This window comes from Salinigranum salinum, assembly GCF_009176545.1.
GTDB classification, from domain to species: domain Archaea; phylum Halobacteriota; class Halobacteria; order Halobacteriales; family Haloferacaceae; genus Salinigranum; species Salinigranum salinum.
In genome coordinates, this window is sequence record NZ_VTOJ01000001.1 from 1,161,957 (window position 1) to 1,175,737 (window position 13,781).

Annotated in this window: 15 protein-coding genes and 1 pseudogene; 14 read left to right on the forward strand and 2 right to left on the reverse strand. The window is 68.9% G+C overall.

From position 1 onward, the window contains the following. Positions 1-25 precede the first annotated feature (25 nt). Complete coding sequence (locus FZP69_RS05480) at positions 26-718, forward strand: type 1 glutamine amidotransferase domain-containing protein (protein WP_152040340.1); 693 nt, start codon at positions 26-28, stop codon at positions 716-718. A 110-nt stretch (positions 719-828) separates the two neighbouring features. On the opposite strand, the gene FZP69_RS05485 is transcribed toward FZP69_RS05480, so the two are convergent. Continuing rightward, a complete protein-coding gene (locus tag FZP69_RS05485) occupies positions 829-1,074 on the reverse strand; it encodes a hypothetical protein (protein WP_152040341.1) in 246 nt (81 codons plus the stop codon). Between the two features lie 432 nt (positions 1,075-1,506). Here FZP69_RS05485 and mbhE point away from each other — a divergent pair. The 11 genes and pseudogenes from mbhE to FZP69_RS05540 all read left to right on the forward strand — a co-directional run. Beyond that, positions 1,507-1,695, forward strand: a pseudogene (mbhE, locus tag FZP69_RS23330) (hydrogen gas-evolving membrane-bound hydrogenase subunit E); the annotation flags it as partial. Between the two features lie 327 nt (positions 1,696-2,022). Next, positions 2,023-3,060 carry a monovalent cation/H+ antiporter subunit E gene (locus FZP69_RS05495; RefSeq protein ID WP_152040342.1) on the forward strand — a complete coding sequence of 346 codons (1,038 nt, stop codon included), beginning with the start codon at positions 2,023-2,025 and terminating at the stop codon, positions 3,058-3,060. Next, the gene (locus FZP69_RS05500) at positions 3,057-3,332 is read left to right on the forward strand and encodes a cation:proton antiporter (protein WP_152040343.1); all 276 of its coding nucleotides are present in this window, start codon (positions 3,057-3,059) and stop codon (positions 3,330-3,332) included. Before FZP69_RS05495 ends, FZP69_RS05500 begins: the two co-directional genes overlap by 4 nt. A gap of 3 nt (positions 3,333-3,335) precedes the next feature. Beyond that, complete coding sequence (gene mnhG, locus FZP69_RS05505; protein WP_152040344.1) at positions 3,336-3,701, forward strand: monovalent cation/H(+) antiporter subunit G; 366 nt, start codon at positions 3,336-3,338, stop codon at positions 3,699-3,701. Then, the gene (locus FZP69_RS05510) at positions 3,698-4,234 is read left to right on the forward strand and encodes a DUF4040 domain-containing protein (RefSeq protein ID WP_152040345.1); all 537 of its coding nucleotides are present in this window, start codon (positions 3,698-3,700) and stop codon (positions 4,232-4,234) included. Before mnhG ends, FZP69_RS05510 begins: the two co-directional genes overlap by 4 nt. Then, positions 4,231-4,734 (forward strand): MnhB domain-containing protein, encoded by a 504-nt coding sequence (locus FZP69_RS05515; protein ID WP_152040346.1) that lies wholly within the window; start codon positions 4,231-4,233, stop codon positions 4,732-4,734. The genes FZP69_RS05510 and FZP69_RS05515 overlap by 4 nt, the downstream gene beginning before the upstream one ends. Next, positions 4,731-5,087: a cation:proton antiporter subunit C gene (locus FZP69_RS05520; protein WP_152040347.1), complete on the forward strand. Its 357-nt coding sequence runs from the start codon at positions 4,731-4,733 to the stop codon at positions 5,085-5,087. The genes FZP69_RS05515 and FZP69_RS05520 overlap by 4 nt, the downstream gene beginning before the upstream one ends. After that, positions 5,080-6,642, forward strand: a complete 1,563-nt coding sequence (locus tag FZP69_RS05525; RefSeq protein WP_152040348.1) for a monovalent cation/H+ antiporter subunit D family protein — start codon at positions 5,080-5,082, stop codon at positions 6,640-6,642. Before FZP69_RS05520 ends, FZP69_RS05525 begins: the two co-directional genes overlap by 8 nt. Further along, a complete protein-coding gene (locus FZP69_RS05530) occupies positions 6,639-8,435 on the forward strand; it encodes a cation:proton antiporter (protein WP_152040349.1) in 1,797 nt (598 codons plus the stop codon). Before FZP69_RS05525 ends, FZP69_RS05530 begins: the two co-directional genes overlap by 4 nt. Then, positions 8,435-10,198: a Na(+)/H(+) antiporter subunit D gene (locus tag FZP69_RS05535; RefSeq protein WP_204959914.1), complete on the forward strand. Its 1,764-nt coding sequence runs from the start codon at positions 8,435-8,437 to the stop codon at positions 10,196-10,198. Before FZP69_RS05530 ends, FZP69_RS05535 begins: the two co-directional genes overlap by 1 nt. A gap of 104 nt (positions 10,199-10,302) precedes the next feature. Beyond that, positions 10,303-10,962 (forward strand): DUF7322 domain-containing protein, encoded by a 660-nt coding sequence (locus FZP69_RS05540; protein WP_152040350.1) that lies wholly within the window; start codon positions 10,303-10,305, stop codon positions 10,960-10,962. 33 nt (positions 10,963-10,995) lie between these two features. On the opposite strand, the gene coaBC is transcribed toward FZP69_RS05540, so the two are convergent. Next, positions 10,996-12,180: a bifunctional phosphopantothenoylcysteine decarboxylase/phosphopantothenate--cysteine ligase CoaBC gene (gene coaBC / locus FZP69_RS05545; protein ID WP_152040351.1), complete on the reverse strand. Its 1,185-nt coding sequence runs from the start codon at positions 12,178-12,180 to the stop codon at positions 10,996-10,998. Positions 12,181-12,387: 207 nt separating this feature from the next. Here coaBC and FZP69_RS05550 point away from each other — a divergent pair, with 207 nt between their 5' ends. Both FZP69_RS05550 and FZP69_RS05555 read left to right on the forward strand, forming a co-directional pair. Beyond that, a complete protein-coding gene (locus FZP69_RS05550; protein WP_152040352.1) occupies positions 12,388-13,161 on the forward strand; it encodes an FAD-dependent oxidoreductase in 774 nt (257 codons plus the stop codon). Positions 13,162-13,246: 85 nt separating this feature from the next. Continuing rightward, positions 13,247-13,777, forward strand: a complete 531-nt coding sequence (locus tag FZP69_RS05555; protein ID WP_152040353.1) for a type II toxin-antitoxin system RatA family toxin — start codon at positions 13,247-13,249, stop codon at positions 13,775-13,777. Positions 13,778-13,781: the final 4 nt, after the last annotated feature.

Consider the following 13,781-nt stretch of genomic DNA (forward strand, 5'->3'; position numbering starts at 1 on the left):
CGCGTGGCCCCAGTATGCTCACGCGATGACAGAAGCACTGTTCGTCGTCACGGAGGAAGGGTACTGGGGAGAAGAGTGCGTCGAGCCGCTGCAGACGCTCACGGAGGCGGGCGTCGACTGTACGGTCGCGACCCCGACCGGGAACCCGCCCGTCGTCGACGAGCGCTCCGTCGACCCCGAGACCGTGGGCGAGGAGATGGCGGCCCGGGTGACGGAGTGCGACGCGAACGACGAGCGGCTGAACGACCCCGAGCCCGTGGCTGCCGTCGATCCCGGCGCGTACGACGCCGTCGTCTTCCCCGGCGGCCACGGGACCGAGTGGGACGTCAACCAGGACCGCCACGCCCGCGCCGCCCTCCGCGAGGCGGTCGAGGGCGACGCGAAGGCGCTGGTCGTCTGTCACGCCGTCGGCATCCTCGCGTTCGCCCGCGACTCCGACGGTGGGTTCCTCGCCGCGGGTCGCGACGTGACCGGCTTCCCGAACGAGTGGGAGGAGGGTATCGTCGACGACCTCGACCGGATGCCCGACGGCCGGAAACTGCCGTACTGGGTCGAAGACGAGGTGAAGGCAGTCGGCGCGAACTGGGACGCCGAACTCGACGCCGACACCTCCGTCACGGTCGACGGCGACCTCGTGACGGCCCGCGGTCCCGAGTCGTCGCACGAGGCGGCACTGACGCTCCTCGGTGAGTTGGGAATCGAAGCGCCGAGCGCCTGAACGGCCGGTTCTCGCCCTCCGACGACGCCTGTCCGTCGGCGGCCACCCACCGTCTAGAGGGCGTAGACGGCCCGTGAACTGGACAGTGGTACCTCGCTCGTCGATCGATCTCACCGAGGGTCGATCTGCAACGACTCGACGTTGAAGATCCGCGCACCGACGACGACCGTGATGGCGCCGATGCAGTACCCCCAGAACCACGGCGTGATCGGCGTCGTCCAGGCGACGACGACGCTCACGAGCAGGAACGCGGTGTATGCCCAGACGCGGTGCCAGAGACACAGGGCGATCACACGATCGAGCGACGAGTCTCCGGCCGCGTCCGGTCCGTCACGGACGTACTCTCTCCACCCCATCTGTCTCCGACGAGGGACTGCACGTATTTGACGCCGTTCATTTCTGTCACTCGCCCTCCACGTTCTCGCGCGGATCGACCGCGTTCTTCCACCCGGACGTCGACGACCCGTCGAACAGTGGTCACTGGCTGCTGCCGTCACCCCGATCGTGAGCCTCCGTGAGGATTCGAGTCCCGTTCGCCGATACCGCGTGCTCCAGAAACCCGTCGGTCTCCGCACGGTCGTCGTGACCGGAACGGCCGGTCGCACGCGCACTCTCTGCCCGGTGTGTTGCTTCCTCACCGTTCGGCCACTGACCGTCTCGTTCGACAACGCCTCAGTCGAATCCCCCCACATTCCGGCACGTGTAGCCGACACCCGAAGTCGTCCTCGTCGTGGTGTTCCTCCCGTTCGTCGGGGCGGCCGTGGCCCTCCTCGTCTGCCGGGTGCTGGGCGGGCGTCCCCGCCGAACACGGCCCCTTCTTCACCGACTTCGGCGGCAACATCGTCAACGTCATCATCGTCGACTTCCGTGCGTTCGACACGATGGGTGAGATCAGCGTGGCGGCGATGGCGGCGCTCGCCGTCCTGACGCTCGTTCGAATCGCACGCGGGGTGGGGCGCAGTGAGCGCCGGCACTGACGCGGGTGATCCGGCCGCCGTCGTCGCACGCGGTGGCGCCGACGCTGCGCGAAGAGCCGGCTATCGCAGCGCCGAGCGCCTGACCGGCACCCACCGACGCAGCCGGGAGCCGCCGTCGTCACCGGACCCCCCCGTGGGGTCGGCGGCGAGGAGTGCGGCGAATGCGACGCCGAACGCCCCCGTCTCGAGCGCCGACGAGGGTCGTGCCCGCCTCCCGAAACACGGTGAAAAGAAACCCTTTAACGGATGTGGTGGAACGCCTAGATTAGGTATCGATGTCAAACGTTCACGCTCGGACGGTCGCCCGTCACGGAAGAGGTGGTTCCCGTGAGTGACACCCGGGTCCTCGTCCCTGTCCTGGAGTCCGACACCCTCCGTAATACCGTCGCGTACGCCGTTCAGCGCGCGACCGAACGCGCCGAGGAGACCGGTGGGACGGTGTCGATTCACTTCGTCTACCCGGTCTCCGAGCGGCTCACGTCGGAGACGGGAGAGGCCGAGTTCGAGACGGCACGCTCACTCCTCGACCGGGTCGCGGTCTGGGCCGCAGAGGACGTCGGTGACGACACCGACGCGGTCGTGCTGGAGACGGCGCTGGTCGGGACCCGTGAGTACCTGTTCAGTCCCGGTGACTACGCCGACGTCCTCGTCCGGTACGCCCGCGATCACGACCTCGAGCTCGCCGTGTTCGACCCGAACTTCTCCCCGTTCGGCAAGACACGGCTGCTCCCGCCGCTCGAGAAGGAGGTCGATCGGGCCGGCCTCGTGGTGGAGGAGGCACCGGTCACGCGGGGACGGCAGAACCCGCTTCTCGTCCGTTCCGGCAACGTCACGCAGTTCCTGGGTCTCTTCTCGGTCTCGTTCCTGTTCTACCTGCTCCTGGCCGGGTCGGTCGTCCCGTTCGAGCTCGTGACGGGGGCGATCAGCGCGACGATCGTCGCCGTCAGCCTGTTGGGCGTCTCGCTCACGATGCCGATCCGGCCCGTACAGACGGCGAAACTGGTCGCTCGGCTCGTCCTCTACGCTCCGTACCTGCTGTGGGAGATCGCCAAGGCGAACCTCGCCATCGCCTACGTCGTCCTCCACCCGTCGCTGCCGATCGACCCCGAGATGGTCGAGTTCGACGCCGCCGTCTGGTCGGCGTTGCCGGTGACGACGCTCGCGAACAGCATCACCCTCACCCCCGGCACGCTGACCGTCGACGTCACCAAGAGCCACTTCACCGTCCACACGCTCACCCACAGTTCGCGCGAGGACCTCTTCGCGGGGTCGCTGGAGCGTGCCGTCCGGTTCGTGTTCTACGGGCGGAGCATCGCCCGCATCCCGAGTCCGCTCGAACGGCGCGAACAGCGGGAGAAGCCATGACGCTCGTCGAAGACGTTCTCATCGTCGCCGCGGCGGCGTTCGTCGTCGCTTCACTGGTCGGCGTCTACCGCATCGTCCGCGGTCCCACCATGCCGGACCGGGTCATCGCCGTCAACGTCATCGGCTCGAACACCGTCATCGTCATCGCGCTCCTGGCAGCGGCCATCGGCGAACCCGGTGCGCTCGACATCGCGCTCGTCTACGCGCTGTTGAACTTCGTGTTGAGCATCGCCATCTCGAAGTTCTCCGTCGAACGCGGGGGGGTGCTCTGACCGATGACCCCCACGGAGATCGCCGTCGTTGCCCTCGCCGCCGGTGGCGTCTTCTTCGCCGCCGTCGCCGCCGTCGGCCTCGTCCGACTCCCCGACCTCTACACCCGCGCGCACGCGACCTCCAAGAGCGAGACGCTCGGTGCGGTGCTGACGCTCGCGGCAGTCGCGATCGTGGTCGACTCGGGGCTGTCGACGGTGAAAGCCGCGCTGTTACTGCTGTTCATGTTCCTCACGAATCCGACCGCCGCTCACGCCATCACGCGGGCTGCGGCCGAACAGGGTATCGAACCGTGGACCGTCGCCGACGACGAGTCCGGGACGCCGGGCGGCGGGCCCGAAACGCCGACGGAGGGGGTGGACGACTCGTGATCACTCCGCTGGAGGGCGGGCTGTTCCTGTTCGTCCTCGGCTGTGCAGTCGCGGCCGCGCTACTCCGCGACGTTCTCGGGTCGATCATCGCGTTCAGTGCGTACAGCCTCGGCATCGCCATCATCTGGGTGTTCCTGCGAGCGCCCGACGTCGGGCTCACGGAGGCGGCCGTCGGGGCCGGCGTGATGACGATCCTCTTCCTGCTGACCATCGCGAAGACCGTCCGTCCGTCCGGTGAACGGACGTTCGAGCGCGTCGACCTCCGCGCGGCCGGCGTGGCGGTCGCGCTCGTCGCCGTACTCTCGACGACGCTCTTCGCGCTCCCGCCCGTCGGGGCCGCCGACTCGGCGGTGGCGACCGACCAGGTGACGAACTACTACCTCGCGAACGCCTACTCGGAGACCGGCGTCAAGAACGCCGTCACCGCCGTCCTCGCGGCGTACCGTGGGTTCGACACCCTCGGGGAGGCGGTGGTCGTGTACGCGGCCGGCGTCGGGTTGCTTCTCGTCCTCGGCCGGGAGGTGTTCGGATGAGCGACGCCGACCGGCTCGTCGGCGACGGCCCCGAACGCGAGCCGACGGGTCCGTACGTCGAGAGCCCGATAATCATGACGACCGTGCGCCTCATCACGCCGTTCGTCTTCACGTTCGGCCTGTTCGTGATGTTCCACGGCGCCGACTCCTCCGGCGGCGGCTTCCAGGGCGGCGTCATCGTCGGAACGGTCATCCTCATGCTCGGACTGGCGTTCGGCATCGAGACGACCCGGCGGTGGGTCGGTCCCGAACTCCTCGTCGCGCTCGTAGGGGTCGGCGTCCTCGCGTTCGTCCTCATCGGCCTCGGGTCCGTGCTGCTCGGCGGTGACTTCCTGCAGTACACCACCTACGGCATCAAGGACGCCTCGAAGTACGGTATCGAGCTCGTCGAACTCTCCATCGGTCTCATCGTCGCGGGGGTCGTCAGCGGCCTCCTGTTCGTCATCGCCGCCGGGATGCGTAGCGACGGTGGGGACGAGAGCGGAGGTGGTGCGGCGTGATCGACCTCGTCGTGGACCGTCTGTACTACCTCGTCGCGTTCCTCCTGCTCGGCGTCGGGACGTACACGATGATCGGCAGTGAGAACCTCGTGAAGAAGGTCATCGGGATGAACGTCTTCCAGACGGGCATCTTCCTGTTCTTCATCGTGTCGGCGTTCGTCGACGGCGCCAGCCCGCCGCTGTTGACGGCCTCCGAGCCGTACGTCAGCCCGCTTCCACACGTGCTGATCCTCACCGCCATCGTCGTCGGTGTGAGCCTCACCGCCGTCGCGCTCGGGCTGACCGTCCGCATCTACCAGGAGTACGGGACGCTGAGCGAGGAGGGAATCCGGCAGGTGATCGCCGATGAGTGACCTCCCCGCCCTCGTGGTCGCACTCCCGATCCTCGGGTCGGTCGCGGTGCTGCTCGCCGGACTCGTCCGCTCGGGGACCGGTTGGCCAATCGCCGTCGTCGCGACGGCGGCACAGACCGTCGGGGCGGTCGCGCTGGCGGTCGGCGCGTTCGGCTCTACCCCGATCCGGTACGTCGTCGGCGGGTTCACGGCACCGTTCGGTATCGAGCTCGTCGTCGACGGCCTGTCGGCGACGATGGCGGTCCTCGTCGCCGTGGTCGCCCTCGGCGTTCTCGGCTACGCCCGACGCGCGGGCCCCCGGTCGAACGTCTTCTACGCGACGTACCTGCTGTTGGTCGCCGGGTTGACCGGGATGAGCATCACCGGCGACGTGTTCAACATGTACGTCTTCCTCGAGATCACGGGGCTCGCCGCCTACGCGCTCGTCGCGAGCGGCGAGGGTGGTCGCTCCGCCCGGGCGGCGCTGAAGTACCTCCTCGTCGGGACCGTGGGCGCGTCGTTGTTCCTCCTCGGGATCGGCTACGCGTACGTGGCGACGGGGACGCTCAACATGGCCGACCTCTCCGCACAGCTCGCGGCGGTGGGCTACACGTCGCCGCTCGTCCAGGCGTCGTTCGGGCTGCTCGTCGTCGGCCTCTTCGTCAAGATCGCCGTCTTCCCCGTCCACACGTGGCAACCGGCCGCGTACGCCGGGGCACCCGACTCGGTGAGCGGACTCATCTCGGCGCTCGTCTCGACCGTTGCGGCGTACGCCCTCATCCGCATCGTCTTCACCGTCTTCACCGTCGACTTCCTCGCGGCCAACGAGTTCGCACAGAGCGTGCTCGTGGTCGGCGCCGCGGTGAGCATCGTCGTCGGGAGCGTCCTCGCGGTCACCCAACGCGAAATAAAGCGAATGCTCGCGTACTCGTCGGTCTCGCAGTTCGGCCTCGTCGTCGGCGCCATCGCGGTGGCCAACGGCACCGCACTGACGGGCGCGATGATTCACCTGGTCGGTCACGCGGTCATGAAGGGCGGGCTGTTCCTGACGAGCGGACTCATCGCCGACGAGACCGGGGCACGGAGGATCGACGCCTACGAGGGGCTCGCCAAACGCACGCCGACGGGTGCGGCTGCCTTCGGCGTCCTCGCGCTCGGGATGGTCGGGGTGCCGCCCGCGGTGGGCTTCGTCGGCAAGTGGTACATCGCGCTGGGCGCGGTCGAGGGACAGGCGTGGCCGCTCGCGGTCGTCATCCTCGTGAGCACGCTGTTGACGCTCGCGTACTTCGCGCGAATCCTGGAGCGTATCTACTTCCGCGAGCCGGCGCCGACGGAGCCCGGGGACGCCGGGACTGACGCCAGCGCCGACGCAGAGGGCGGCTCGCAGAGCCGGACCGTCGTCACCGACGGGATCGGCAGCGAGACGGTCGCCCGGGCCGGACAGGCACGGACGCAGGTGTCGACCGGGATGCGCGCGACGGTGCTCCTGGCGGCCGTGCTGGCCGTCCTCCTCGGCATCGTCGCGTTCGAGTACGGACAGCTCCTCGAACCAACCATCGAACGACTCCTCGCATGACCGAACTCACGTCTCTCAGACCACTCGCCGCCGTGCTCGTCTCGGCAGTCATCATCGTCCCGATTCTCGCCTCGCGCGGGCGGCCGAACCTCCGGGAGGGCTGGACCGTGCTCGCGGCCGTGACGAAGCTGGGGCTCGTCGCCAGCATGGTTCCGGGCGTGCTCGGCGGCGACGTCTACGTGACGAACCTCGGGACGTTCGTTCCGGGCATCGAGTTCGCGCTCCGCGCGGACCCGCTCGGCATCCTGTTCGGCCTGCTCGCGAGCATGCTGTGGCTCGTGACGAGCTTCTACAGCATCGGCTACATGCGCGGCCTCGACGAGCACGCACAGACGCGGTACTTCGCGGCCTTCGCGGGCAGCCTCTCGGCGGCCATCGGTATCGCCTTCGCCTCGAACCTGCTCGTGCTGTTCGTCTTCTACGAACTGCTCACCGTAGCGACCTACCCGCTCGTCACCCACGACGAGACCGACGAGGCGCGGGCCGCGGGCCGGAAGTACCTCGCGTACACGTTCGGCGGCGGCGTCGCGGTCCTCTCGGGGGCTATCCTCATCTTCTGGCTCACAGGGACGGCAGGTGCGCCGGGGACGACGGCCTTCTCGGCGGGCGGCATCGCCCAGCTGGCGTCGGCGGACCCGGTGTTCGCCCGCGCCGCGTTCGCACTGCTAGTCGTCGGCTTCGGCGTGAAGGCCGCGCTCATGCCCATGCACTCGTGGCTCCCGGACGCGATGGTCGCGCCGACGCCCGTCTCCGGGCTCCTGCACGCCGTGGCTGTCGTCAAGTCCGGCGTGTTCGGCATCGCACGCGTCGTGCTCGACGTGTTCGGGCCGGATCTCGTCGCCGACCTCGGCGTCGGGGTGATCCTGGCGGCCGTGGCGGCCTTTACCCTCGTCGTCTCGAGCGTCATCGCGCTCCGACAGGACAACCTCAAGCGCCGGCTCGCGTTCTCGACGGTGAGTCAGCTGTCGTACATCGTGCTCGGCCTGGCGGTCCTCAATCCCCTCGCGCTCGTCGGGGGTCTGCTCCACATCCCCGCCCACGCGTTCATGAAGCTCACGCTGTTCTTCTGTGCCGGGGCGCTCCACGTGGAGACGCACACCGACGACATCAGCAACATGGCGGGCATCGGGCGGCGGATGCCGCTGACGATGACCGCGTTCGGCGTGGCGGCGTTGGGGATGGCCGGCATCCCACTGGTCGCGGGGTTCGTCAGCAAGTACTTCCTGCTCATCGGCACGGTCTCGGCCGGCGGCGTCGTGTTCACCGTCGCGCTGTTGGTGTCGGGCGTGCTCAACATCGCGTACTTCTGGCCGGTCGTCTACGCGGCCTTCTTCGAGTCGCCCGACGAGTCCGATCCGAAACCCGTCGTCGAGAACCTGCTCGGCGGCCGATTCGGTGCGTCCCCGACCGACCAGGCGGCAACCGACGGCGGCTCACCGCGCGACGGCCCTGACGACGACCACGCCCACGAGCGTGAACAGGGACACGCCCACGAGTCCGACGCCGCTTCCGAACCCATCCGGGACGACCACGGCTACGCCGAGAGTCACGAGGGGCAGGGGGCCGTCGACGAGGTGGAGGCCGCAGCACAGATCGACAGCGGCCACGGCCACGACGCGAGCCGCGCGTGGGAACACCGCGCGTGGAACGGGGCGGAGTCGACCTGGTTCATGCTCGGCCCGATCCTCTTCGCGATGACCGGCTCACTCGTGCTGGGTATCCTCCCGGACACCGCCGTCTTCCTGCGGATCGTCCGGCTCATCGTCGCCGGCGCGACAGGGGTGAGCGTCTGATGGTGGCCCTCGACCCACTGATCCCGCCGTTCGTCCCGGTGCTCCTGGCGGCGCTCGTCATCCCGTTTTTGGGCCGGCGGGTGGGTCACGTCCTCGGCATCGTCGCGACGGGCGTCGTCGTCCCGTACGTCTGGCTCTCACCCGAGGGTCAGCACCTCCCCGTCGCGCTGTTCGGGTTCGACGCGGTACTGTACAATGTCGACGCGTTCTCGACGCTGATGGGGCTCATCTTCGGTCTCATCGGCGCGGTGGCGGTGCTGTACTCGTGGTACTCGGAGGCGGATTCGTTGCAGACCGCCTTCGCGCTCTCGTACGTCGGAACGAGCCTGGGGGCCGTCTTCGGCGGCGACTGGCTCTCCCTTATCTTCTTCTGGGAGCTCATGGCCGTCACGAGCACGCTCCTCGTCTGGCACTACGGCGGGCGTGCGGTGCGGGCCGGCTACCGCTACGCGATACTGCACGGCATCGGCGGGACGCTCCTCTTGGGCGCGGTCATCTGGCACTACGTCGAGGTCGGCTCGTTCCTGTTCACCGCCTCGGAGGGTATCGCCGGTCCCGTCGCGCCGATCCTCGCCGCAATCGGCATCGGCGTCAACGTCGGCTTCGTCGGCCTCCACGCCTGGCTCCCCGACACATACCCGCGGCCGCACATCGCCGCGAGCGTCTTCCTCTGTGTGTTCACGACGAAGACCGGCGTCTACGGCATGTACCGGGCGTTCCCCGAGGGACAGCTCGCGATCGCCTACATGGGCGGCATCATGGCGGTCTTCGGCGCGACGATGGCGCTCTTTCAGAACGATATGCGGCGGCTGCTCTCGTACCACATCCAGTCACAGGTCGGCTACATGATCGCCGGTGTCGGCATCGGGACGACGCTGGCGCAGGCCGGCGCGATGGCGCACGTCTTCAACCACATCCTCTACAAGGCGCTGTTGTTCATGACCGCCGGCGTCGTCATCTACCGAACCGGCACCGAGAGCCTCAAGAAACTCGGTGGGCTGGGTCGTGAGATGCCGCTGACCGCGGCCGCGTTCACCGTCGCCGCGCTCTCCATCGCGGGCTTTCCCCTGTTCAACGGCTTCGTCAGCAAGGGCATCGTCATCGCGGCCAGCCACTACGACTTCGCGAAGGGGCCACTCTACGTGGGCGGCCGAACCACACTGGAGTGGCTCCTCCTCGTCGGGGGCGTCGGGACGTTCATGTCGTTCATCAAGTTCGGCTACTACGCCTTTTTCCACGGCGAACACGAGGGGAGCGTCGCCGACGCGAACGTCGGCCAGTCGGTCGCGATGGTCACCGTCGCCGTGCTCTGTGTCTTCTTCGGCGTCTTCGACTCGGCGCTGTTCGCGCTGTTGCCGTTCGACGTGACCTCCGAGGCGGTCGTCTCGGAGGTGTACGTGACGTACACGGTCGGCCACATCGTCGAGGGGCTCGTCCTCGCCGTGGCCGGACTGATCGGGTTCGCCCTCGTGAAGAAGCCGCTGTCGAAGGTGAAACGGGTGCCCGATATCGACGATCTGTACAATCCGGCCGCGCTGTACGGGACCCGCGCGCTCGTCGTCGGGACGACGGAACTGTACGCGGCGGTCGACCGGGCCGCGGTGACGGCGACGCGCGTCGCACACGGCGTCGTCATCGACCCCCGGTCGGTGCTCGCACGGCTCGGTGACCGCCAACCGGCCCGGCTGACCGCCGACATCGGGACGAGCATCGTGCTCGTGACGCTCGTCCTCGCGGCGACCGTCGCCGTGTTGCTGATGTGAGCGGCCGGCCCGTCACGACGTCTCGACCGAAGCGACCACCGGTCTCGTTCGTCGCACGCGGGTGAATCCGAACCCTGATTATCTCCGCGTCGCATCCCCCGGTGATGGACGACGACTGGTTCGACGACTCCGAGAGCCTGTATCCGGACGGGATGGACGGGCCGACGGTGAAGACCCCGTCGGTCGACGTGCCGTCCGCGACGGGGGACGTCTTCCAGCGCTCGCCGATCGCCCGGCTGTTCGTCCTCCACGTGTTCGTCTGGAACGCCGTCGTCCTGCTCGTGAGCCTCGGCGCGATGCTGATCTACTTCCGCAACGACTGGGAGACCGGGAGCCGGTTGCTCATGGCCGGCGGCATCCTGGCCGGCTACGGACTCTACCGGTGGCCCCGCGGGACCGACGCGGACGACGCGGACGACCCCGACAGCGGAGGCTCCGACGCCGAGGGTGCTGCGGAGGACGCCGGCTCCGTAGCCCCCGACGCCGAGGAGTCCGATACCGACACGACCGACACGACCGACACGGCCGACACGACCGACACGACCGACACGACCGACACGGCCGACACGACCGACACGACCGACACGGCCGACACGACCGACACGACCGACACGGCCGACACGACCGACACGGTCAACACGACCGACACGGCCGACACGACCGACACGGTCAACACGACCGACACGGCCGACACGGTCAACACGACCGACACGACCGACGAGACCGATCTTCTCGCCGACAGCGACGCGAGGGCCGATCCCTGAGTCGCCCGACGTATCACGCCGATCCGACTCACCTCACGCCGATTCGTCGGCCAGTGCACGGCCCAGTTCGTCGGTGATCCGCTCTGCGAGTACCGCTTTCGACCCGACGAACTCGTCGTCGGCATCCTTCGAGACGACGAGCGCCCGCGTCTCTTCGCGTCCCATCACGCTCGCGTCGTTGGCGACGACGAACGCCAGCCCTGCCCGCGACATGATGCGTCGCGCCTCCCGGATCATCGCGTCGTCGTCGCCCGACGTCTCGGCTTTGAACCCGACGATGGCGAGGTCGGGATGGGCCTCGCGTACCGTGTCGATGAGCTTCGGCGTCGGTTTCAGGTCGAGCGTTCGCGGCTCGCCCGAGCGGATCTTCTCCTCGGCGGCCGCGACCGTGAAGTCCGAGATCGCTGCCGCCGACAGGAGGGCGTCGGCGTCGTCGCACGCCTCCAGTGTCGCCGCCAGCATCTCCTCGGAAGTCTCGGCCCACACGACGTCGGCGTAGTGCGTGTCGACCTCGGGCTTCGAGCTCCCGGTGCCGTGGACGAGAGTGACCGCTGCACCCGCGACGTGACAGGCGCGGGCGAGTGCCCGGCCCGTCCTCCCTGACGACCGGTTCGTCAGCACACGGACGGGGTCGAGCGGCTCGGCGGTCGCCCCCGCGGTGACGACGACGTGCCGGCCGTCGAGTCTGCGGGCCGACAGCGCCCGGGCGACCCCGGTCACGATGGCCGCCTCGGTGGCGATCTTCGCCTTCCCCTCCTCGAGCCGGGGATCGACGAACTCGACGCCCCACTCTTCGAGTTGATCGATGGCGTCGAGCACGCCCGGATGGTCGTACATCGGCTCGTGCATCGCGGGGGCGCAGACGACGGGGACGCCCGCGCCGAGGGCGGTCGTCGCACACGTGGTCACGGGCGTGTCGTCGACGGCGCTCGCGATCTTGCCCACCGTGTTCGCCGTCGCGGGTGCGAGCAAGAGCACGTCCGCCCACCCCTCTCGCCCGCAGAGTTCGACGTGCTCGACGCGGCCCGTGAGCTCCGTGACGACGTCGTGCTCGGTAGCGAACTCCAGCGCCCAGGGGTGGACGATGCCCTGCGCCGCGGGCGTCATCACGCCCCGGACGGTGGCACCGTGTCGCCGGAGTTCGTGGGCGAGTTCGACGCACTTCACGGCCGCGATAGAACCCGAGACGCCGAGGGCGACGGTGACTCCTTCGAGCATTTGCCCCCTGTTGGGCCGGTAGCGAGTAAAAACCGTCCGGTGGCAGGGACACGGACTTCGTCCTGTTCGCCCCGGTCCCCGATCGGTCCGCCCGCTCCGCAGACTCGACCCGGCAGGGGGGGGCGGAGCCGCGAGCGGTCGCCGACGGGCAGGGACGACACCGACCACACGCCACAGCTTTTGCTCGTCCGCCGCCTCCCGTAGGGTATGACCGACACCTCCGAACCGACCGATGGCTGGGACGTCGTCGTCGTCGGCGACGGCCCTGCCGGGCTGACCGCGGCGACGTTCACCGCCCGCCACGACCTCCGGACGCTGGTCATCGGGACCGGCGACTCCATCCTCCGGCGCAACGCCCACCTCGAGAACTTCCCGGGGTTCCCGGCCGGCGTCAACGCTCGTCTCCTGCTCGACGCCATGCGCGACCAGGCCGACCGGGCGGGCGCCACGGTTCGCTCTGGTCGGGTCGTCGAACTCACGACGGCGGACGACGGGAGCGACGTCCCGGGTTTCGTCGTCGGGACGGCCGACGGCGACCGGGTCGAGACGCGGTACGTCGTCGCGGCGACGAAGAACGAGACCGACTACCTCGCGGGGCTCGACGTCGACCTCGTCGACCACGGGAAGACGTTCGTCGCGACGGACGCACACGGCAGAACGAGCCTTCCAGGGCTGTACGCGGCGGGACGGCTCGCGGCCAAACCCCACCAGGCGGTCGTCGCCGCGGGCCACGGCGCGGAGGTCGCGGTGACGCTCCTCGACGACGACGCGACGCCCTTCTACCACGACTGGGTGACACCGGCAGGGTACTTCACCGGACGCGGCCGCGAGGTCCCGCCGGGCTGCGAGGAGATCCCCGACGCGGAGTGGCGCGAGAGAGCGGACGACGCGCGGGAGACCATGCAGCGGTATCTCGCCGAACCACACCCCGACGGTCCCGAACAGCATCCCAGCGTCGTCGAGCGCGACGACGGGGAGTGAGCCGCCGCAGTCGCCGTCGGCGCGACGCGACGACACCGGACCGCCGGGCCCACAGGGTTTTGTCTCCCGCGCCCTACCTGCGGTCGTGGACGAGATCGTCGTCACTACCGTCGTCTACCTCCCACCCGACGAGGTGTACGCGTTCCTGGAAGACTTCCCTCGCTACGCCCGGTACTCGGAGTACCTGAAGGACGTGAACCAGCGCGGGGACGGCGGCCCGGGCACCCGGTACGACCTGCGCTTTTCGTGGTGGAAACTCACCTACACCGTCCGATCGGAGGTGACGGAGGTCGACCCTCCGTGGCGCATCGACTGGCGCATCGTGAAGGACCTCCACGCGCACGGACACTGGGGGGTCGCGGAACTGGACGACCTGCCAGCCGACGCGCCAGCCGACGCCGAGACGGCGTGTCGCGTCACGCTTCACGTCGAGTTCGACCCACAGACCGCCCGGGACGGTACGCTGGATCTGCCCCGGTTCGTCTCGTTCGACTTCGTCGTCGAGAAGCTCAAGCCGGTGCTGGTCAGGGAGGCGACGCGCGTCGTCGAGCGCGTCGTCGCCGACATCGAGGGGCGACAGCGGGACGTCGACCTCGTGGTCGAACAGCGCCCGTGACACG